12 protein-coding genes are annotated in these 14,756 nt (G+C 69.5%); all 12 read right to left on the bottom strand.

The genetic code is table 11. The features are described 5' to 3' along the window. Positions 1-101: 101 nt before the first annotated feature. Complete coding sequence (locus AB0M88_RS04880; RefSeq protein ID WP_364095454.1) at positions 102-1,766, bottom strand: ubiquinol-cytochrome c reductase cytochrome b subunit; 1,665 nt, start codon at positions 1,764-1,766, stop codon at positions 102-104. Next, positions 1,763-2,632, bottom strand: a complete 870-nt coding sequence (locus tag AB0M88_RS04885) for a Rieske 2Fe-2S domain-containing protein (protein WP_364095457.1) — start codon at positions 2,630-2,632, stop codon at positions 1,763-1,765. The genes AB0M88_RS04880 and AB0M88_RS04885 overlap by 4 nt, the downstream gene beginning before the upstream one ends. Next, complete coding sequence (locus AB0M88_RS04890) at positions 2,629-3,432, bottom strand: c-type cytochrome (protein ID WP_364095459.1); 804 nt, start codon at positions 3,430-3,432, stop codon at positions 2,629-2,631. Before AB0M88_RS04890 ends, AB0M88_RS04885 begins: the two co-directional genes overlap by 4 nt. Positions 3,433-3,442: 10 nt before the next feature. Then, entirely contained in the window at positions 3,443-3,835 is a 393-nt protein-coding gene (locus tag AB0M88_RS04895; RefSeq protein WP_364095461.1) for a c-type cytochrome, read from the bottom strand. Continuing rightward, the gene (locus AB0M88_RS04900) at positions 3,832-4,710 is read right to left on the bottom strand and encodes a cytochrome c oxidase assembly protein (protein ID WP_364095463.1); all 879 of its coding nucleotides are present in this window, start codon (positions 4,708-4,710) and stop codon (positions 3,832-3,834) included. Before AB0M88_RS04900 ends, AB0M88_RS04895 begins: the two co-directional genes overlap by 4 nt. Beyond that, a complete protein-coding gene (locus AB0M88_RS04905; RefSeq protein WP_364095466.1) occupies positions 4,698-5,096 on the bottom strand; it encodes a hypothetical protein in 399 nt (132 codons plus the stop codon). Before AB0M88_RS04905 ends, AB0M88_RS04900 begins: the two co-directional genes overlap by 13 nt. Further along, positions 5,096-5,710, bottom strand: coding sequence for a heme-copper oxidase subunit III (locus tag AB0M88_RS04910; RefSeq protein ID WP_364095469.1), 615 nt, complete (start codon positions 5,708-5,710; stop codon positions 5,096-5,098). The genes AB0M88_RS04905 and AB0M88_RS04910 overlap by 1 nt, the downstream gene beginning before the upstream one ends. After that, positions 5,707-7,629 carry a cytochrome c oxidase subunit I gene (gene ctaD / locus AB0M88_RS04915; protein ID WP_364095471.1) on the bottom strand — a complete coding sequence of 641 codons (1,923 nt, stop codon included), beginning with the start codon at positions 7,627-7,629 and terminating at the stop codon, positions 5,707-5,709. The genes AB0M88_RS04910 and ctaD overlap by 4 nt, the downstream gene beginning before the upstream one ends. A 12-nt stretch (positions 7,630-7,641) precedes the next feature. Further along, on the bottom strand, positions 7,642-8,634 hold the full coding sequence (coxB, locus tag AB0M88_RS04920) for a cytochrome c oxidase subunit II (RefSeq protein ID WP_364095474.1): 993 nt from the start codon (positions 8,632-8,634) through the stop codon (positions 7,642-7,644). A gap of 129 nt (positions 8,635-8,763) precedes the next feature. Next, positions 8,764-9,843 (bottom strand): enolase C-terminal domain-like protein, encoded by a 1,080-nt coding sequence (locus AB0M88_RS04925; RefSeq protein WP_364095477.1) that lies wholly within the window; start codon positions 9,841-9,843, stop codon positions 8,764-8,766. After that, positions 9,831-12,917 carry an FAD-linked oxidase C-terminal domain-containing protein gene (locus tag AB0M88_RS04930; RefSeq protein ID WP_364095480.1) on the bottom strand — a complete coding sequence of 1,029 codons (3,087 nt, stop codon included), beginning with the start codon at positions 12,915-12,917 and terminating at the stop codon, positions 9,831-9,833. Before AB0M88_RS04930 ends, AB0M88_RS04925 begins: the two co-directional genes overlap by 13 nt. Further along, entirely contained in the window at positions 12,914-14,677 is a 1,764-nt protein-coding gene (locus AB0M88_RS04935) for a thiamine pyrophosphate-dependent enzyme (protein WP_364095483.1), read from the bottom strand. The genes AB0M88_RS04930 and AB0M88_RS04935 overlap by 4 nt, the downstream gene beginning before the upstream one ends. Positions 14,678-14,756: the final 79 nt, after the last annotated feature.

Here is a 14,756-nt window from a genome sequence, read left to right on the forward strand (position 1 = left end):
ACCGCGCGGTGCCCCGGCAGCCGCGACGACGGCCCGCGCCGGCGCCGGTCGTGCTCGTTGCCGTCCGGCGCCATAGCATCCTCCCCCGGTCCGTCGGGTGATCAATCCTCGGCTCGTGAACGGCGGCGGCCCAGCACTGCCAGCGCGACCCAGACACCGGCCGCTACCACTTTCGTGCCCCAGCCGGGTTCCTGCCGTGGTGCCGGCAGGATGACGCCTTCCGGCGGGTCGGTCTGGTGCACCGGCACGCCGGCGAAGGCCACCCCGGCCGCCTGCAGCGCCTCATCGCGGCTCTCGTATGCCTCGTTGCTGTTCAGCTCCTCGCCGCCGGTCCAGCGCCACCGCCACGTGCCGTCCGGGTTACGCCACAAGTCGATGCGCTGTGGCGGTGTCGGCTCACCCCGTTCCGGTGCCGCGTCCCGCGACAGCCCGGTCCGGACGTCCTCGGCGGTCAGTTCGGCGACGCTGGTGGCGCTGCCCCGCTTGAGCGAGCGAGCGACGAGCAGAGCGACGGCGGCGACGACGAACGGCAGGGTCAGCACCAGGATCTGCAGGGTTCGCAGAATGCCGGTGACCGGGATGAGCGTGAGCCGGGCGATGATGTCGTCGGCGCCCGCGACGAGCAGGACGGCGAAGAAGGTCAGCGCCCAGGCTCCGATCGCGACCCGCCAGGGCCGGTCCCGGGGTCGCTCGAGCACCTGGTGCGCGGCCCGGTCGCCGGTGCGCCGGCGCTCCAGCCAGGGCCATAGGTACAGCAGCAGAAAGGTCAGGCCGCCCACGCCGACCCCGGGCAGGAACGGCGCCGGGACGAGGTGTCCGAAGATGTGGAAGTTGATTCTCGGAAAGAGCCGAAGGGCGCCGTCGCCCCAGGCGACGTACCAGTCGGGCTGGGCCGGGGAGGTGGCCTGGGCCGGGTTGAAGGGTCCGTAGATCCACACCGGGTTGATCTGGACCAGGCCGCCGAGCAGGAAGACCGCCGTGAGCACCCCCGTGGCGAGGCTCAACGAACGTACGGCGTAGCCCGGCCACAGTCGCGAGCCGACCACGGTGCGCTCGCTTCGTCCGGGCCCGGGAAACTGCGAGTGCTTCTGCCGGATGATGATGATCAGGTGGAGGGCGATCAGAGCCGCGAACAGGGCCGGGACGATGAAGACGTGGCTGATGTAGAGCCGCGGTGTCGTCGCCTCGGTGGGGAACTCGCCACCGAAGGCCAGCAGCGCGATCCACGATCCGGCGACCGGGATCGACAGCACCACCGAGTAGATGATTCGCAGGCCGGTCCCGGACAACAGGTCGTCCGGCATCGAGTAGCCGGTGAAGCCGTTCAGCAGCGCTAGCGCCAGCATGGTCACGCCGATCACCCAGTTGATCTCCCGCGGCTTGCGAAACGCGCCGGTGAAGAAGATCCGAAGTAGGTGCAGGACGATCGCGCCGACGAACAGCAACGCCGCCCAGTGGTGGGCCTGGCGCATGAGCAGGCCGGCCCGCACGTCGAAGCTCAGGCCGACGGTGGAGGCGAACGCGCTCGAGACCGACGATCCGGCCAGAGGTTGGTAGGCGCCGTGGTAGACGGTTTCGGCGGTGCTCGGCTCGAAGAACAGGGTCAGATAGGTGCCGGTGAGCACCAGCGAGATGAAGCAGTACAGGGCGATCTCGCCGAGCATGAACGTCCAATGGTCCGGGAAGACCTTGGCCATCGCGGTGCGCGCGACCGACGTGGTACCCAGCCGCGCGTCCAGAGCGCGGTACAGGCGGCGTGTGATCATGAGCGGCTCCAGAAGCCGGCGCCGGGCGGCGAGGTGAAGTCACCCCGGGCGCGTAGGTAGCCGTCGGCGTCGACCTCGATCGGCAGCCCGGGCAGCGGGCGGGCAGCCGGTCCGGCGATCGGCTTGGCCCCGGCGAGCAGGTTGAACGCGGACTGGTGGCAGGGGCAGAGCATGCGGCCGGTGGTCTGCTCGTAGAGGGCGACCGGGCAGCCGGCATGGGTGCACAGCAGGGAATAGGCCACCAGGTCTTCCCCGGTCAGTCCGCCGGGCGGTGCGCTGGTCAGCCGGGCCGGATCCATCCGGACGACGAAGGCCGGCGCGTCGCCGTCCCTCAGGTGCCCCTCGGGCACGACGATCTGGATGGTCTCGCTGTTGATGTCGGCCGCCCGCACCGGCACCCCTTCCGGGGTGACCAGCCGCACCCCGGCGCCCCAGGCGGTGTGGCGCAGTTCGGAGACCGGGTCGGGCTTGCGGAACGACAGCAGCGATCGCAGCGGGAACAGCATCACCACACCGATCGAGCCGGCCGCAACGACGAACATGCCGATCAGGCCGCGGCGCCGCAGCGGGCTCTCGGGTCCCGCGGTGGCCTCGGCCAGCAGGTGACGATCGCGCGGCGGCGCGCTGAGCACCGGGCGATCCTCCACATAGCCCCCGCTCGGCAGCAGGTGCCGGCCCCACAGCCAGAGGCCGACGGTCAGGCCGGCGAACGCGAGACCCAGCCCGATGCCGAGCAGTTGGGTGTTGCCGCCCAGGCAGTAGGCGACAGCGAAACCGGCGGCGCCGACGACGGTCACCGCGAACGCGATGCCGACGCCGCGGGCGATTCCGCGTTCGCCGCCCAGCGGGCCCGGCTCGGGGCTCATCGGGCACGCTTCCCGAGCCGGCGGGCCAGAAACGCTACGGCGGCGAGCCCGAACACCCAGGCGACCGCGCCCTCGGTGAACGGACCCAGCCGGCCGAGCGACCAGCCGCCGCGGTCGAGGTCACCGTGCTCGTTCTGCAGCACCGCGACGTAGCCGGCTACCGCGTCCACGTCGTTGTCACTGAGGACATCGGGTGGGAACTGCGGCATCAGCCCAGGGCCGACGCGCACGGCCTCGCCGATCTGGGTGCTCGTGGCCCGCGACAGCGACGGGGCGATTCGGCCGTTGTTGAGCGTGGCTCCGACCCCGGCCGCGGAATGACAGGCCGAGCAGTAGGTCAGGAAGAGTTCGCGGCCGCTGCGCACGTCTCCTTCCGTGACCACGGGAATCGGCGGGCCGCCGTCGGGCGGGAACGAGGCGACGTGCTGGACGAGAGCCGAGATCTCGGCCTGCGAGAAGGCAGGTTCGCCGTGCATGTCGGAGTGGCGCTCCTTTCCCAGGGGCATGCGGCCGGTGCTGAGCTGAAAATCGGTGTCGGCCGGCCCGACTCCGGACAGCGCCGGGCCGCGCTGGGTCCCCTCGCCCTGCTGACCGTGACAGCTGGCACAGCTCTGCTGATAGAGGCGGGTGCCGAGACCGGATTCGTCGGTGGGCGCGGCCGGAGCGGAGGCCGGCATGGATGCGCTCGGCGACGGCGGCGGTGTGGTCAGGACCGGCATGCCCAGAATGCCTATTCCGGCCGCGGCCGCGAGCAGGCGGCGCACCGGGCGGTCGGTGGTCTCCGACGATGACTCAGACATGTCCGGTTCCTCAGTCGAGGGTGAACAAGTAGGCGGCGATGTCCCGGGCGTCCTCCGGGGAGACGCTGAGGTCGGGCATCGCGTTGCCGGGCTCGATCTCCTGCGGATGCTCGATCCACCGCTGCAGGTTGGGCCCGCTGTTGACGAGCTCCCCGGCGATGTACGACCGGCTGCCGAACTTCGTCAGCGGCGGCCCGACCAGCCCGTCGGCGCCCTTGACGCCGGGGACGGAGTGGCAGGAGCCGCATCCGTACTGATTGATCAGCTGCGCGCCGCGGCCCGGATCGCCGGACGGCACTTCGGCCGGCGGCGCCGGCGACAGTGTGGAGCAGCCGGCGGGTGCGACGACGAGGGTGGCGGCCGCCGCGATCGGCCATATCCACCGCAGCGGGTTCTTGATCACGCCGGAACCTCCTTTGTCTCGCTGTGACCGTCGAGCGGGCGCAGATCCCGGTCGGCGGGGATACGCCGGTCGAGCGAGGTGATCCACTTCAGGAACAGGGTGACGGCCACGACCAACATGACCACGTCCATCGGCACCCACATGATCAGGCCGGCCAGCTGCTGGTCGGTCAGGCTGTAACCGGGATAGAGCACATTCGGGGCGAGGGTGAGCGCGGCACCGAGGGCCGCAGCCGGCATGCCGGTGGCGAACAGCAGCAGGAACCCCACGGGCGGGCTGAGCCGGGCCGCGCCGGGACCGACGACCATGGACCAGAGCAGCCATGCGACTCCGACCAGGCTGACGTGCTCGGCGCCGTGCACGACGGTGTTCGCCTCGACCCACTCGTACGGCAACGGCAGGTGCCAGAACCACAGCACGACGGTGTGCAGCCCCGCAGCCACGAGCGCGGTGTTGAGCGGCCGGCGCAGCCATCGGGCGGTGCCGGTGGTCCGCAGGCGCGCTGCGGCGTGCCGGAGCCGCCGGGGCGCGGCGACGGTGAGCGGCAGACCCACGCCGCCGGCAGCCAGCAACGGACCGCCGAGCAGCATCAGAATCATGTGCTGGGTCATGTGCCCGGCCAGCGAGTGCTCCGACGCCTCGTGGATCGGCCCCTGCTGGGCCACCAACAGGGTCAGCAGGCCACCGCCGAAGGCGGCGACCCGCCACCGGGGCACGACGGCCCCGACGCCGCGCCGATGCCAGATTTCCTGCACGCCGCGCCCGTAGGCGGCCGCGAGGGCAGCGACGAGAAGCACACCGGCGAGTTCGGACCACCGCTCGCCGGCCGCTGCCGGGCCGTGGGCCAGCGGCATCAGCCCGGTCATCCCTGACATGGCTGCAACACCAGTACGGCCGCCCCGCCGGCCAGGATGATGGCGAGGAAGAGCCCGTTCGCGCACAGACCGATCAGAGCCATCATCCCGGCCCGTTCCATCCGTGGGTCGTCGCCTCGCCGGGCCCGGTCGGTCCGCCGCCAGGCCCGCCACGCCACCACGAGGGCGGCGGCGGTGACCAGCGCCGGAAGCACGACGCCGGCGCCGACCACGCCGCGCAGCGGGATGCCGTCGACGCTGGTGCTTCCGGACGCGCAGGTGAGCTCGTCGGCGCCCCAGGCCACGAAGAGGTGTACCGCCCAGGCCAGCGCGCCGCCGAGCACGCCGAACCACGTGAGCAGGCCTCCGAGTTTGTGGCCACGCCGCCGCGTGGTGGACTCGCTCATCACAACCTCGGTGAGATGTAGAGGGTCAGGAAGATCGCGATCCAGACGACGTCGACGAAGTGCCAGTAGATGGCGGTCAACCGGACGCGTTCGTGGCGCTTGTAGCCGAAGCTGCCGCGCAGCGACGCGGCCAGCAGCCAGCCGACCATGATCAGGCCGACCGTGACGTGGAAGCCGTGGAAGGTGGTGATGCCGTAGAACAGCGACGAGTACGCGTCGGTGGTAAAGGTGTGCTTCTTGGTGTCCTCGGAGTACTCCCAGGCCTGCATGGCGAGGAAGGCCAGCCCCAGCACCAGCGTGATCGCCAGCCCGGCCCGCAGCCGCCAGCGCTGTCCCTTCCGAATGCCGCGTTCGGCCCACATCACCGGCAGGCTGCTCGGCAGCAGGATCGCGGTCATGATGATCACCTTGGTGAGCTTGGGCGCCTCGATGCCGGGCGGTGGCCATTGCTGGGCCTGGAAGCGCAGATAGAAGTAGCTGCCGAGGGCGGCAGCGAAGAACGTCGCCTCGGTGGTGACGAACAGGACCATGCCCCACCAGCCGGTGGTCCGGCCGGACGGCATCTCGGTGGCCAGCGACCGCGGCTGGGCGGCCTCTTCGACGACGGCAGTCATTTCGTGGTCGCTCCCGCCTGCTCAGGGGTACGTTCGGGCGGCCAGAGCCAGCGCGCGAGGGATCCGAACACCACGACCGCGCCGGCGCCCGCCACCCAGTACCAGCCCCACAGCAGGCCCAAGATGACCACCAGGATGCCGAGCGCGTTGACGAACGGAACCAGGGCGGGTTCCGGCATCTCGATGGGCTTCTCGGGGACGGCGTCGAGCTCGCTGGTCTGCATGGCCCGGTGGCCGGTGAGGATCTCCGCTTCGACGAGGTCGGTGCGGGTGCGCTCGTCCCACATCGGGTGAACGCTGTGCACCAGTGGCGACACCGGGAAGTTATAGGGCTTCGGCGGTGACGCAGCTCCCCATTCGAGGGTGTCGCCGCCCCACGGGTCGGCCGTCGCCGGCTGGCCGCGGCGGATCGCGTGCAGCACCCCGGCCAGCACCAGGAACAGGCCCACCGCGAGCACGTACGCGCCGATAGTCGAGATCAGGTTGGGGATGTTCCAGCCCAGGTCACCGGGATAGGTGTAGACCCGCCGCGGCATGCCGAACAGGCCGGACAGGTGCATCGGGAAGAACGTGGCGTTGAAACCGATGAAGACCAGCCAGAACGCCCACCGGCCGAGGCGCTCGCTGAACATCTTCCCGGTGAACTTGGGCAGCCAGTAGTAGACGCCGGCGATCATCGGGAAGATCGCACCGCCGAACAGTACGTAGTGGAAGTGCGCGACGACGAAGTAGGAGTCGGTGACCTGCTCGTCGAAGGCGGTGATGGCGAACATGACGCCGGTGAACCCGCCGAGCACGAACGTGACGATGAAGCCGACCACGAACAGGAACGGCGTACGCACCACGATCCGGCCCTTGAGCATGGTCGCCAGCCAGGCGAAGATCTGGATCCCGGAAGGGATCGTGATCAGCGTGCTCGCCGCGCTGAAGAAACTGTAGGACAGCTGCGGCAGCCCGGTGGCGAACATGTGATGCACCCAGACACCGAACGAGATGATCGAGATCGTCACGATGGCCAGCACCATCAGCGGGTAGGCCGCCACCCCACGCCGGCAGAAGGCCGGCAGCACCGCCGAGACGATGCCCAGGGCCGGCATCACGATGATGTACACGTCCGGATGCCCGAAAATCCAGAACAGGTGCTGCCACAGCAGCGTGTTGCCGCCGTGGCTGACGTCGAAGAAATGGGCTCCGAACCGGCGGTCGAGGAACAGCATCGCGTTGTCCAGGTTCAACGCCGGCAACGCGAAGATAACCATGAACGACGTGCCGACGATCGCCCACACGAACAGCGGCACCCGGTTGAGCGACATCCCGGGCGCCCGCAGCTTGAGCGCCGTGACGATGAAGTTGATCGCCCCGATCGTGGTCGACACACCGAGAAAGAGCAGACCGAGCGAGTACACGTCGAGGTTGATACCGGACGAGTACGGCTTGTCGGTCAGCGGCACGTAGCCGAACCAGCCGCCGTCGGGTGCCTTGCCGACGAACTGGCTGCCGAACAGCACCGAGCCGGCGAACAGGAAAACCCAGTAGCCGAACGCGTTGAGGCGCGGGAACGCCATGTCGCGGGCGCCGATCATCAGCGGCACCAGGAAGTTGCCGAAGCCGAAGAACATCGGCGTCGCGACCAGGAAAATCATCGCGGTGCCGTGCATCGTGAACAGCTGGTCGTACTCCTCCGGCGACAGGACCTTCGCGTTCGGCCGGGCCAGCTGAGTCCGCATGATCATCGCGTCGATACCGGCGATGATGAAGAAGATGCCGGCCGTCACCATGTACCGGCGGCCGATGCGCTTGTGGTCGACGGTGCTGAACCAGCTGTGCAGCGACGGCCGCTCACCCCACTGTTGTTCGAGTCGCTCGAGTTCCTCCAGGTCGGTATCCGGGCGGGGCTTGTCGTCGGTGCTGGCGGTCATGGGGACTCCGGTCTACTTCAGGGACTGGAGGTAGGCGACCAGGTCGGGCAGGTCCTGGGCGGCAACCGGCTGCGGAGGCATGGCGTTGCCGGGCTTGATGGTCTGCGAGTTGGCGATCCAGCCACCGAGGTGCCCGGCGTCGTTGGGCGCGGCCCCGGCGCCGATGCTCCACCGCGACCCGATGGAGGAAAGGTCGGGGCCGATGGTGCCGGCCGCGGTGGTGCCACGGATGGTGTGGCAGGAGGCGCAGGAACTTTGCTCAAAGACTTGCAGGCCGTGCTGCTGCGCGGTGGTCAACGTTCGGGCCGGTGGCGTCGCGAGCGCGGTGACCCAGCTGTGAAACACGGTTGGCGGCTCGGCGACGACCCGGAACGCCATGAACGCGTGCTGCTGGCCGCAGTACTCCGCGCACTGTCCGCGGTAGGTCCCGGCCTTGTCGGTGTAGAGCCAGGTGGAGTTCAGCTTGCCGGCGATGAGGTCGGTCTTCGGCATGAGGTTCGGGACCCAGAAGCTGTGCTGGACGTCCGCCGTACGCAGCCGAATCCGAACCGACTCGCCGACCGGAATGTGGATCTCGTTCGCGGTCACCGCGCCGGGCTGGTCGGCGTAGTGCACCTCCCACCACCAGCGATGGCCGACCACGTCGACGGTGACGTCCGCCTTCTTCGGCGGCGACGCCAGCGCATTGAGGTCCTGCAGGCCGAACCCGTAGACGACGACCAGGATCACGAACGGGATCGCCACGCCGAGCACGGTCACCATGCCCAGCGAGTCGCCACCGCGAATCCTCGCGTTCGGGCGTCGCCGCCGCCACACCGCCCAGCCCAGCAGCGCCATGACCTCAGCGAAGACGGCGACCGAGATCCAGAAGAAGAGCCACCACAGGCCTTCGGTGCGCTGCGCCCCGAAGCCGGAGGCATGCAGGGTCGACTGCGACCCACCCGAGCACCCCGCCAGCAGGAGCAGGAGCAGCACGGCCGGAACGCGCCGGTAAGACCGGCGCACGGAACGAACCGGACGTCGTCGCATCAACTCTCCCCTTCGGTTGCGAGGCGCGCTTTCCCGTCCCGGTTCGGGCTAAACGACTCGCGGATCGATCATTTGCGGAGAAGCCGAACCCGAGGGCGGTCAACCTCAGCCGACCCGCCACTGAGCCGCGTCGGTGCCGCGAAAGCTGAGGCCATTGCCCGCTCCCCCGCCCACGGGCGCGGTGCCGCCGATCGGATCGACCGCACCCTCGAAGAGCATCGCCTCGATCCGGGCGTGGTCGTGGAACCACTCCAGATGCCGCAGGTTCGCGGTGGCGGCCGCGACGGCAAGATGCTGATGCGGAGCGCAGTGCCCGGACACCTCGAGCCCGTGCGCGGCGGCCACCGCGGCCGCCCGCTGGAACTCGGTGATCCCGCCGCACCGGGTCACGTCGACCTGCAGACAGTCGACGTACGGCGCCATCCGCTCGAAATAGACCAGGTCGTAGCCGTACTCGCCGGCCGCCACGTCCGGTCGCACCGCGTCCCGGACCTCGCCGAGCCCGGCCAGGTCGTCCGAGCTGACCGGTTCCTCGAACCAGCGCACGTCTGCCTCGGCCGCGGCCCGCATCACCCGGATGGCCTGCTTACGCTGATAAGCCCCGTTGGCGTCGACGTAGAGCTCGGCCGCCTCACCGATGGTCATCCGGGCCGCGGCCATACGCGCCAGGTCGCGTCCGACGTCGGTGCCCCAGGACTCCCCGATCTTGATTTTTACGCGGGGTATGCCCTGCTCGTGCACCCAACCGGCGAGCTGCGCGTCCTGGCGCTTGCCGTCGTAGGTGGTGAAGCCGCCGCTGCCGTAGACCGGCACGGCGGTCCGGACCGTTCCGAGCAGGGCGGTGAGCGGCTTGCCCCAGCGACGCGCCTTGAGATCCCAGATCGCGTTGTCCGCCGCGGACAGAGCCAGTCCTCCGATGCCCGGGCGACCGGCGTTGCGCAGGCGCCGCTGCATCGCGACCCAGGCTCCCGGGACGTCGTTCGGGTCCACGTTCTCGACGACATCGGCCAGCAGGTCGGCGACCACGCGCACCGTGGCCGCCGGCCCGTACGTCCAGCCGATGCCGGTGTGCCCGTCCGCGCTCGCCTCGACCAGCACGAGAGTCGTGCTCGACCAGGCGAGGGTTCCGTCGGCCTCGGGCGCGTCGGTCGGGATGGTGTAGGCCGACGCGCTCAGCGCAACCATCGGCGCACACCCCATCCGGCAGCTGCGAGTGCGGCGCCCGCCACCAGGCCGGTGGTCAGTGCGCGGGCCGTCGGCGACGGCGGTTGCGGGCGGTCGGCCCACCGTTGTTCGAGGGCGCCTTGGCCGTCGTCGCCGTGCAGACCGGCGCGCAGCAGCTCGGCCAGGTGAACGCCGCGGCGGCCGCCGGAGTCGCTCTGCTCGACCTGGGTGCGGCAGCTGAACCCGTCCGCCATGATCACATCCGTCGATTCCGCGTCGCGCACCGCCGGGAGCAACACCCGCTCCGCGCAGGCCTCGGAGACTTCGTAATGGCCCTCCTCGAAGCCGAAGTTGCCGGCCAGCCCACAGCAACCGGAGTCGAGGACGTCCGCCTGTACGCCGGCGCTGGAGAGCAATTTGCGGTCCGCCTCGTAGCCCATGATCGCGTGATGATGGCAGTGGGTCTGGATGTGCGCGGTCCGGGAGATGCGGGGAGGCCGCCATCCTGGCGTGTGCTCCGTCAGCAGTTCGGCCAGGGTGACCGTCTGCCGGCGGAGCCGTTCGACGTCCTGGTCGTCGGGGAAGAGTTCTTCCGCGTCGCTCCGGAACACCGCGGTGCAACTCGGCTCCAGACCCAGGATCAGGGTGCCGGCCCGCAGGTGCGGGCGCAGGATTTCGACCGTACGCATCAGGACGCGCTTGGCGACGTCGAGCTGGCCGGTGGAGATCCAGGTCAGCCCGCAGCACACCTTCTGATCGGGAACCACGACGCGCCAGCCCGCGTGCTCGACCACCTCCACCGCCGCGCGGGCGATGCCCGGATTGAAATGGTTGTTGAACGTATCCGGCCAGAGCACTACCTCGCCGCGATGGCCGCTGCCGCCCGGAATGTGTTCGGCGAACCACTGCTGGAAGGTCTGACCGGCGAACACCGGCACCTCGCGCCGGGTGTCCACCCCGGCGACTTTTTTGGCCAACCAGGACAGTCCCGGAGCGTGGGCCAACGAGTTGACCAAGCGGGGCGCCGTCGCCGCGACGGCCGCCGCGGCGAGAGGCAGCCAACCCATGGAGTAGTGCGCCCGCGGACGGAGGCGGCCTTCGTAATGGTGTGACAGGAACTCGGCCTTGTAGGTGGCCATGTCGACGTTGACCGGGCAGTCGGCCTTGCAGCCCTTGCAGGCCAGGCAGAGGTCGAGGGCGTCCTTGACGGCGTCGGAGCGCCAGCCGTCGGCGATCGCCCCGCCGCGGATGGTGCCATCGAGCATCTCGAACAGCAACCGGGCCCGGCCACGCGTGGAGTGTTCCTCTTCCTCGGTGGCCATGTAGGACGGGCACATGACCCCGGGTCCTTCGTGCCGGCGGCACTTGCCGACGCCGACGCAGCGCAGCACCGCGCGGCCGAAGCTGCCGTCGTCGTTCGGAAACTTGAAGTGGGTCGCGACGTCGCCGTGGTTGTAGTCGGCGCCCAGCCGCAGCTGGCCGTCGAGCGGGTTGGGCGCGGTCACCTTGCCGGGATTCATCCGGTTGTCCGGGTCGAAGATGGCCTTGAACTGGCCGAACGCGCGGATGAGGTCGTCGCCGAACATCTTCGGCAGCAGCTCACCGCGGGCCTGGCCGTCGCCGTGCTCCCCGGAGAACGAGCCGCCGTAGCGCACCACCAGATCGGCCGCCTCCTCCACGAAGGAGCGGAACTTCGCGATCCCATCCGCACCGGTCAGGTCGAACGGAATGCGGGTGTGCACGCAGCCCTGGCCGAAGTGCCCGTACAACGAAGCCTGCTGATAGCCGTACTCGTCGTACAGACCTTGCAGGTCGCGCAGGTAGTCGCCCAGGTCGTCCGGCGAGACGGCCGAGTCCTCCCAGCCCGGCCAGGTGTCGGCCATCCCCGGAATACGGGCGGTGGCGCCGAGACCGGACTCGCGGATCTCCCAGATCTCCTTCTCGTGTTCCTCGTCGTCGAAGAACACCACGTTGTCGTCGTCGCGCCCGCGGCCGAGGGCGGCCAGCATCGCGTCGGTGGTCGCGTCGGCTTCGTCCTTGTTCGAGCCGCCCATCTGCACCAGCAGGTAGGATCCCTCTTCGGGCAGGAGCTTCAGCGCTTTCGGGTTGAGGTGTTTGCGCTCCTGGAAGTGGATCAGCTTGTGGTCCATGCCCTCGAGAGCGATCGGAAGGTGCGGGAGAATCCTCGGCACGTCGTCGGCCGCCGTGGCGATGTCCGGATAGACCAGCATCGCGACGGTTCGAGCCTGCACGATCGGGACCAGCCTGAGCCGTGCCCGCAGCACCGTCACGCACGTGCCCTCGGTGCCGACCAGGGCTTGGGCGACGTGGAAGTTCTTCTCCGGCAGCAGGCTGTCCAGGTTGTAACCGGACACCCGGCGCGGGATCTTCGGATACCGGGTACGGATCTGGGCCAGGTAGTCGTCACGCAGCTGCCGCAGCTGCCGGTAGATCTCGGCCTTGCGGCCACCGGCCTCGAGGATCTTCTCGTACTCGTCGTCGGGTGTCTCCCCGACCCAGAGTCGCGTGCCGTCGTAGAGGAGCACCTCCAGCTCGACGATGTTGTCGACCACCTTGCCGGTGCGCTGGGCGGTGGCGCCGCAGGAGTTGTTGCCAATCATGCCGCCGAGCGTGCAGTGGTTGTGGGTGGCCGGCTCGGGTCCGTACTCCAGGCCGGTGTCACGGAGCTGGTCGTTGAGCAGGTCGAGCACGATGCCGGGCTCGACCAGGCAGGTACGCCGGTCGGCGTTGACCTCGAGAAGCCGGTGGCAGTACTTCGACCAGTCGATGATCACCGCGACGTTGGTGCACTCCCCCGCGAGGCTCGTGCCGCCGCCGCGCGAGGTGACCGGCGCACCGTAGCGGCGGCACACGGCCACCGCCGCGACTCCGGCCTCGACCGTACGCGGTACGACCACGCCGATCGGTACCTGGCGGTAGTTCGAGCCGTCGGTGGAGTAGGCGCTCCGCGACCCGGCGTCGAAGCGGACTTCACCGTCCACCTCGGCCGCCAGGTCGCGGGCCAGACCGGCGACGTCGACGGCGCCGGTGTCCGGAACATGCACGACGGGGTCCGGAAGCTTCACGGCGGTCATGCGCGCAGCTCGTTGATCTTGTCGCGGACCACCGTCGCTACCGTCGCGACCTTGTGCGGCTGCCCGCGCAGGAACGCCTCGGTGAAGTGCTTGGCCTGGTCGTACTTGATCTTGCCAGGCATCGGTGGCTCGTTCGGGTTGACGTCCACGTCCACCAGCGCCGGGCCGTCGTACGCGAGTGCGTCGGCGATGGCGCCGCGCACGTCACCGGGCTTGGTGATCTTCACGCCGTACGCTCCGCAGCCCCGCGCCCAGCTGGAGAAGTCGGACTCCGGTTGCTTGTGCCGCACCGCGTACTCGGGATAGCCGAGGATGATCTGCTCCCACAGGATCTGCCCGTACGAGTTGTTGTTGTTGACGACCACCTTGATCGGCAGGCCGTTGCGGACCGCGGTCAGAAATTCCGCCATCAGCATCGCGAAACCGCCGTCGCCCACGTAGGCGATGACCTGCCGGCCGGGGAAGGCGTGCTGCATGGCGATCGCGTACGGCAGCCCGGGCGCCATCGTGGCCAGGTTGCCCGACAGGTAGAACTGCCGGTCGCCGCGGATCGTGAAATGCCGTGCCGCCCAGGTCGCGATCGTGCCGGAGTCGCAGGTCATGATCGCGTCGTCGGCGGCCAGCTCGTCGATCACCCCCGCCACGTACTGGGGGGCGATCGGATCGCGGGTCTCGTCCTGCAGCGCCTTCATGTCGGCCCGCCAGGAGTCCATCTCCTTGCGGTACTTGCCCAGAAACGACCCGTCCGAGCCGTTGAGCAGCGGCAGCAGCCCCTGTAGGCCCTTCTTCGCGTCCGCGGTGATCGGCGCTTCCACCGGCATCCGCAGCCCGATCAGCGTCGGATCCGAGTCGATCTGCACGACCCGGGCCTTGCCCGGCTCCGGCAGGTACTTCCCGTACGGGAACGAGGTGCCGACCATCAGCAGGGTGTCGCACTCCTCCATCGCCTCCTCGCTCGGCTTCGTGCCGAGCAGGCCCAGGCCACCCGTAGTGACCGGGTGGTCGTCGGGCACCACCGCCTTGCCGGGCAGCGTCTTGACCACCGGCGCACCCAGCTTCTCGGCCACCGCGATCACCTCGTCGCGGGCGTGCAGCGCGCCGGCACCGACCAGGATCACGGGCTTGCTCGCGGCATTGAGCACCTCGGCCGCGGCGCGCAACTCCGGCTCTCCCGGCGGCAGCTGAGCGCGATCGATCGCCGGCATGCTCGCCGGTGGGCGGCCCGGGCCGACATGCCGGTAGGGGTCCTCACCGACCGCCGCCACCTGGATGTCGGTCGGAAAGGTCAGATGGCAGACCGTCTTGTTGGCCAGTGCGTTGCGGATCGCCAGATCGACGACGGCCGGCACCTGCTGAGGGTTGGTGATCATCAGGTTGTACTCGGCCACGTCGGAGTACAGCCGGTCGAGGTGCACCTCCTGCTGGTAGTGGGTGCCGAGCACCGAGGTCTCCTGCATGCCGGTGATGGCCAGCACCGGCGCGTGGTCGAGCTTCGCGTCGTACAACCCGTTGAGCAGATGAATCGCTCCGGGCCCGGACGTGGCCGCGCACACGCCCAGCCGCCCGGTCGCTTTCGCGTACCCGGCGGCCATGAAGGCCGCCGCCTCCTCGTGGTGCACCAGCACGAAGCGAAGCCGGTCGGCGTGCCGTCGGAATCCCTCCATCAGCCCGTTGATGCCGTCGCCGGGCAGCCCGAAAACGGTGTCCACCCCCCAAGCGATCAAGCGCTTGGCCAGGCTCTCGCCCACAATCTCCGGCATTGTCACGTCCCTTCGCTGTCGGTGGGTCGTGGCGGTCCCTACCCGGCGCCCGATCGGCGAAACGGTCGGCCCACCCGAT

This window comes from Actinoplanes sp. NPDC051411 (assembly GCF_040682075.1).
GTDB lineage: Bacteria > Actinomycetota > Actinomycetes > Mycobacteriales > Micromonosporaceae > Actinoplanes.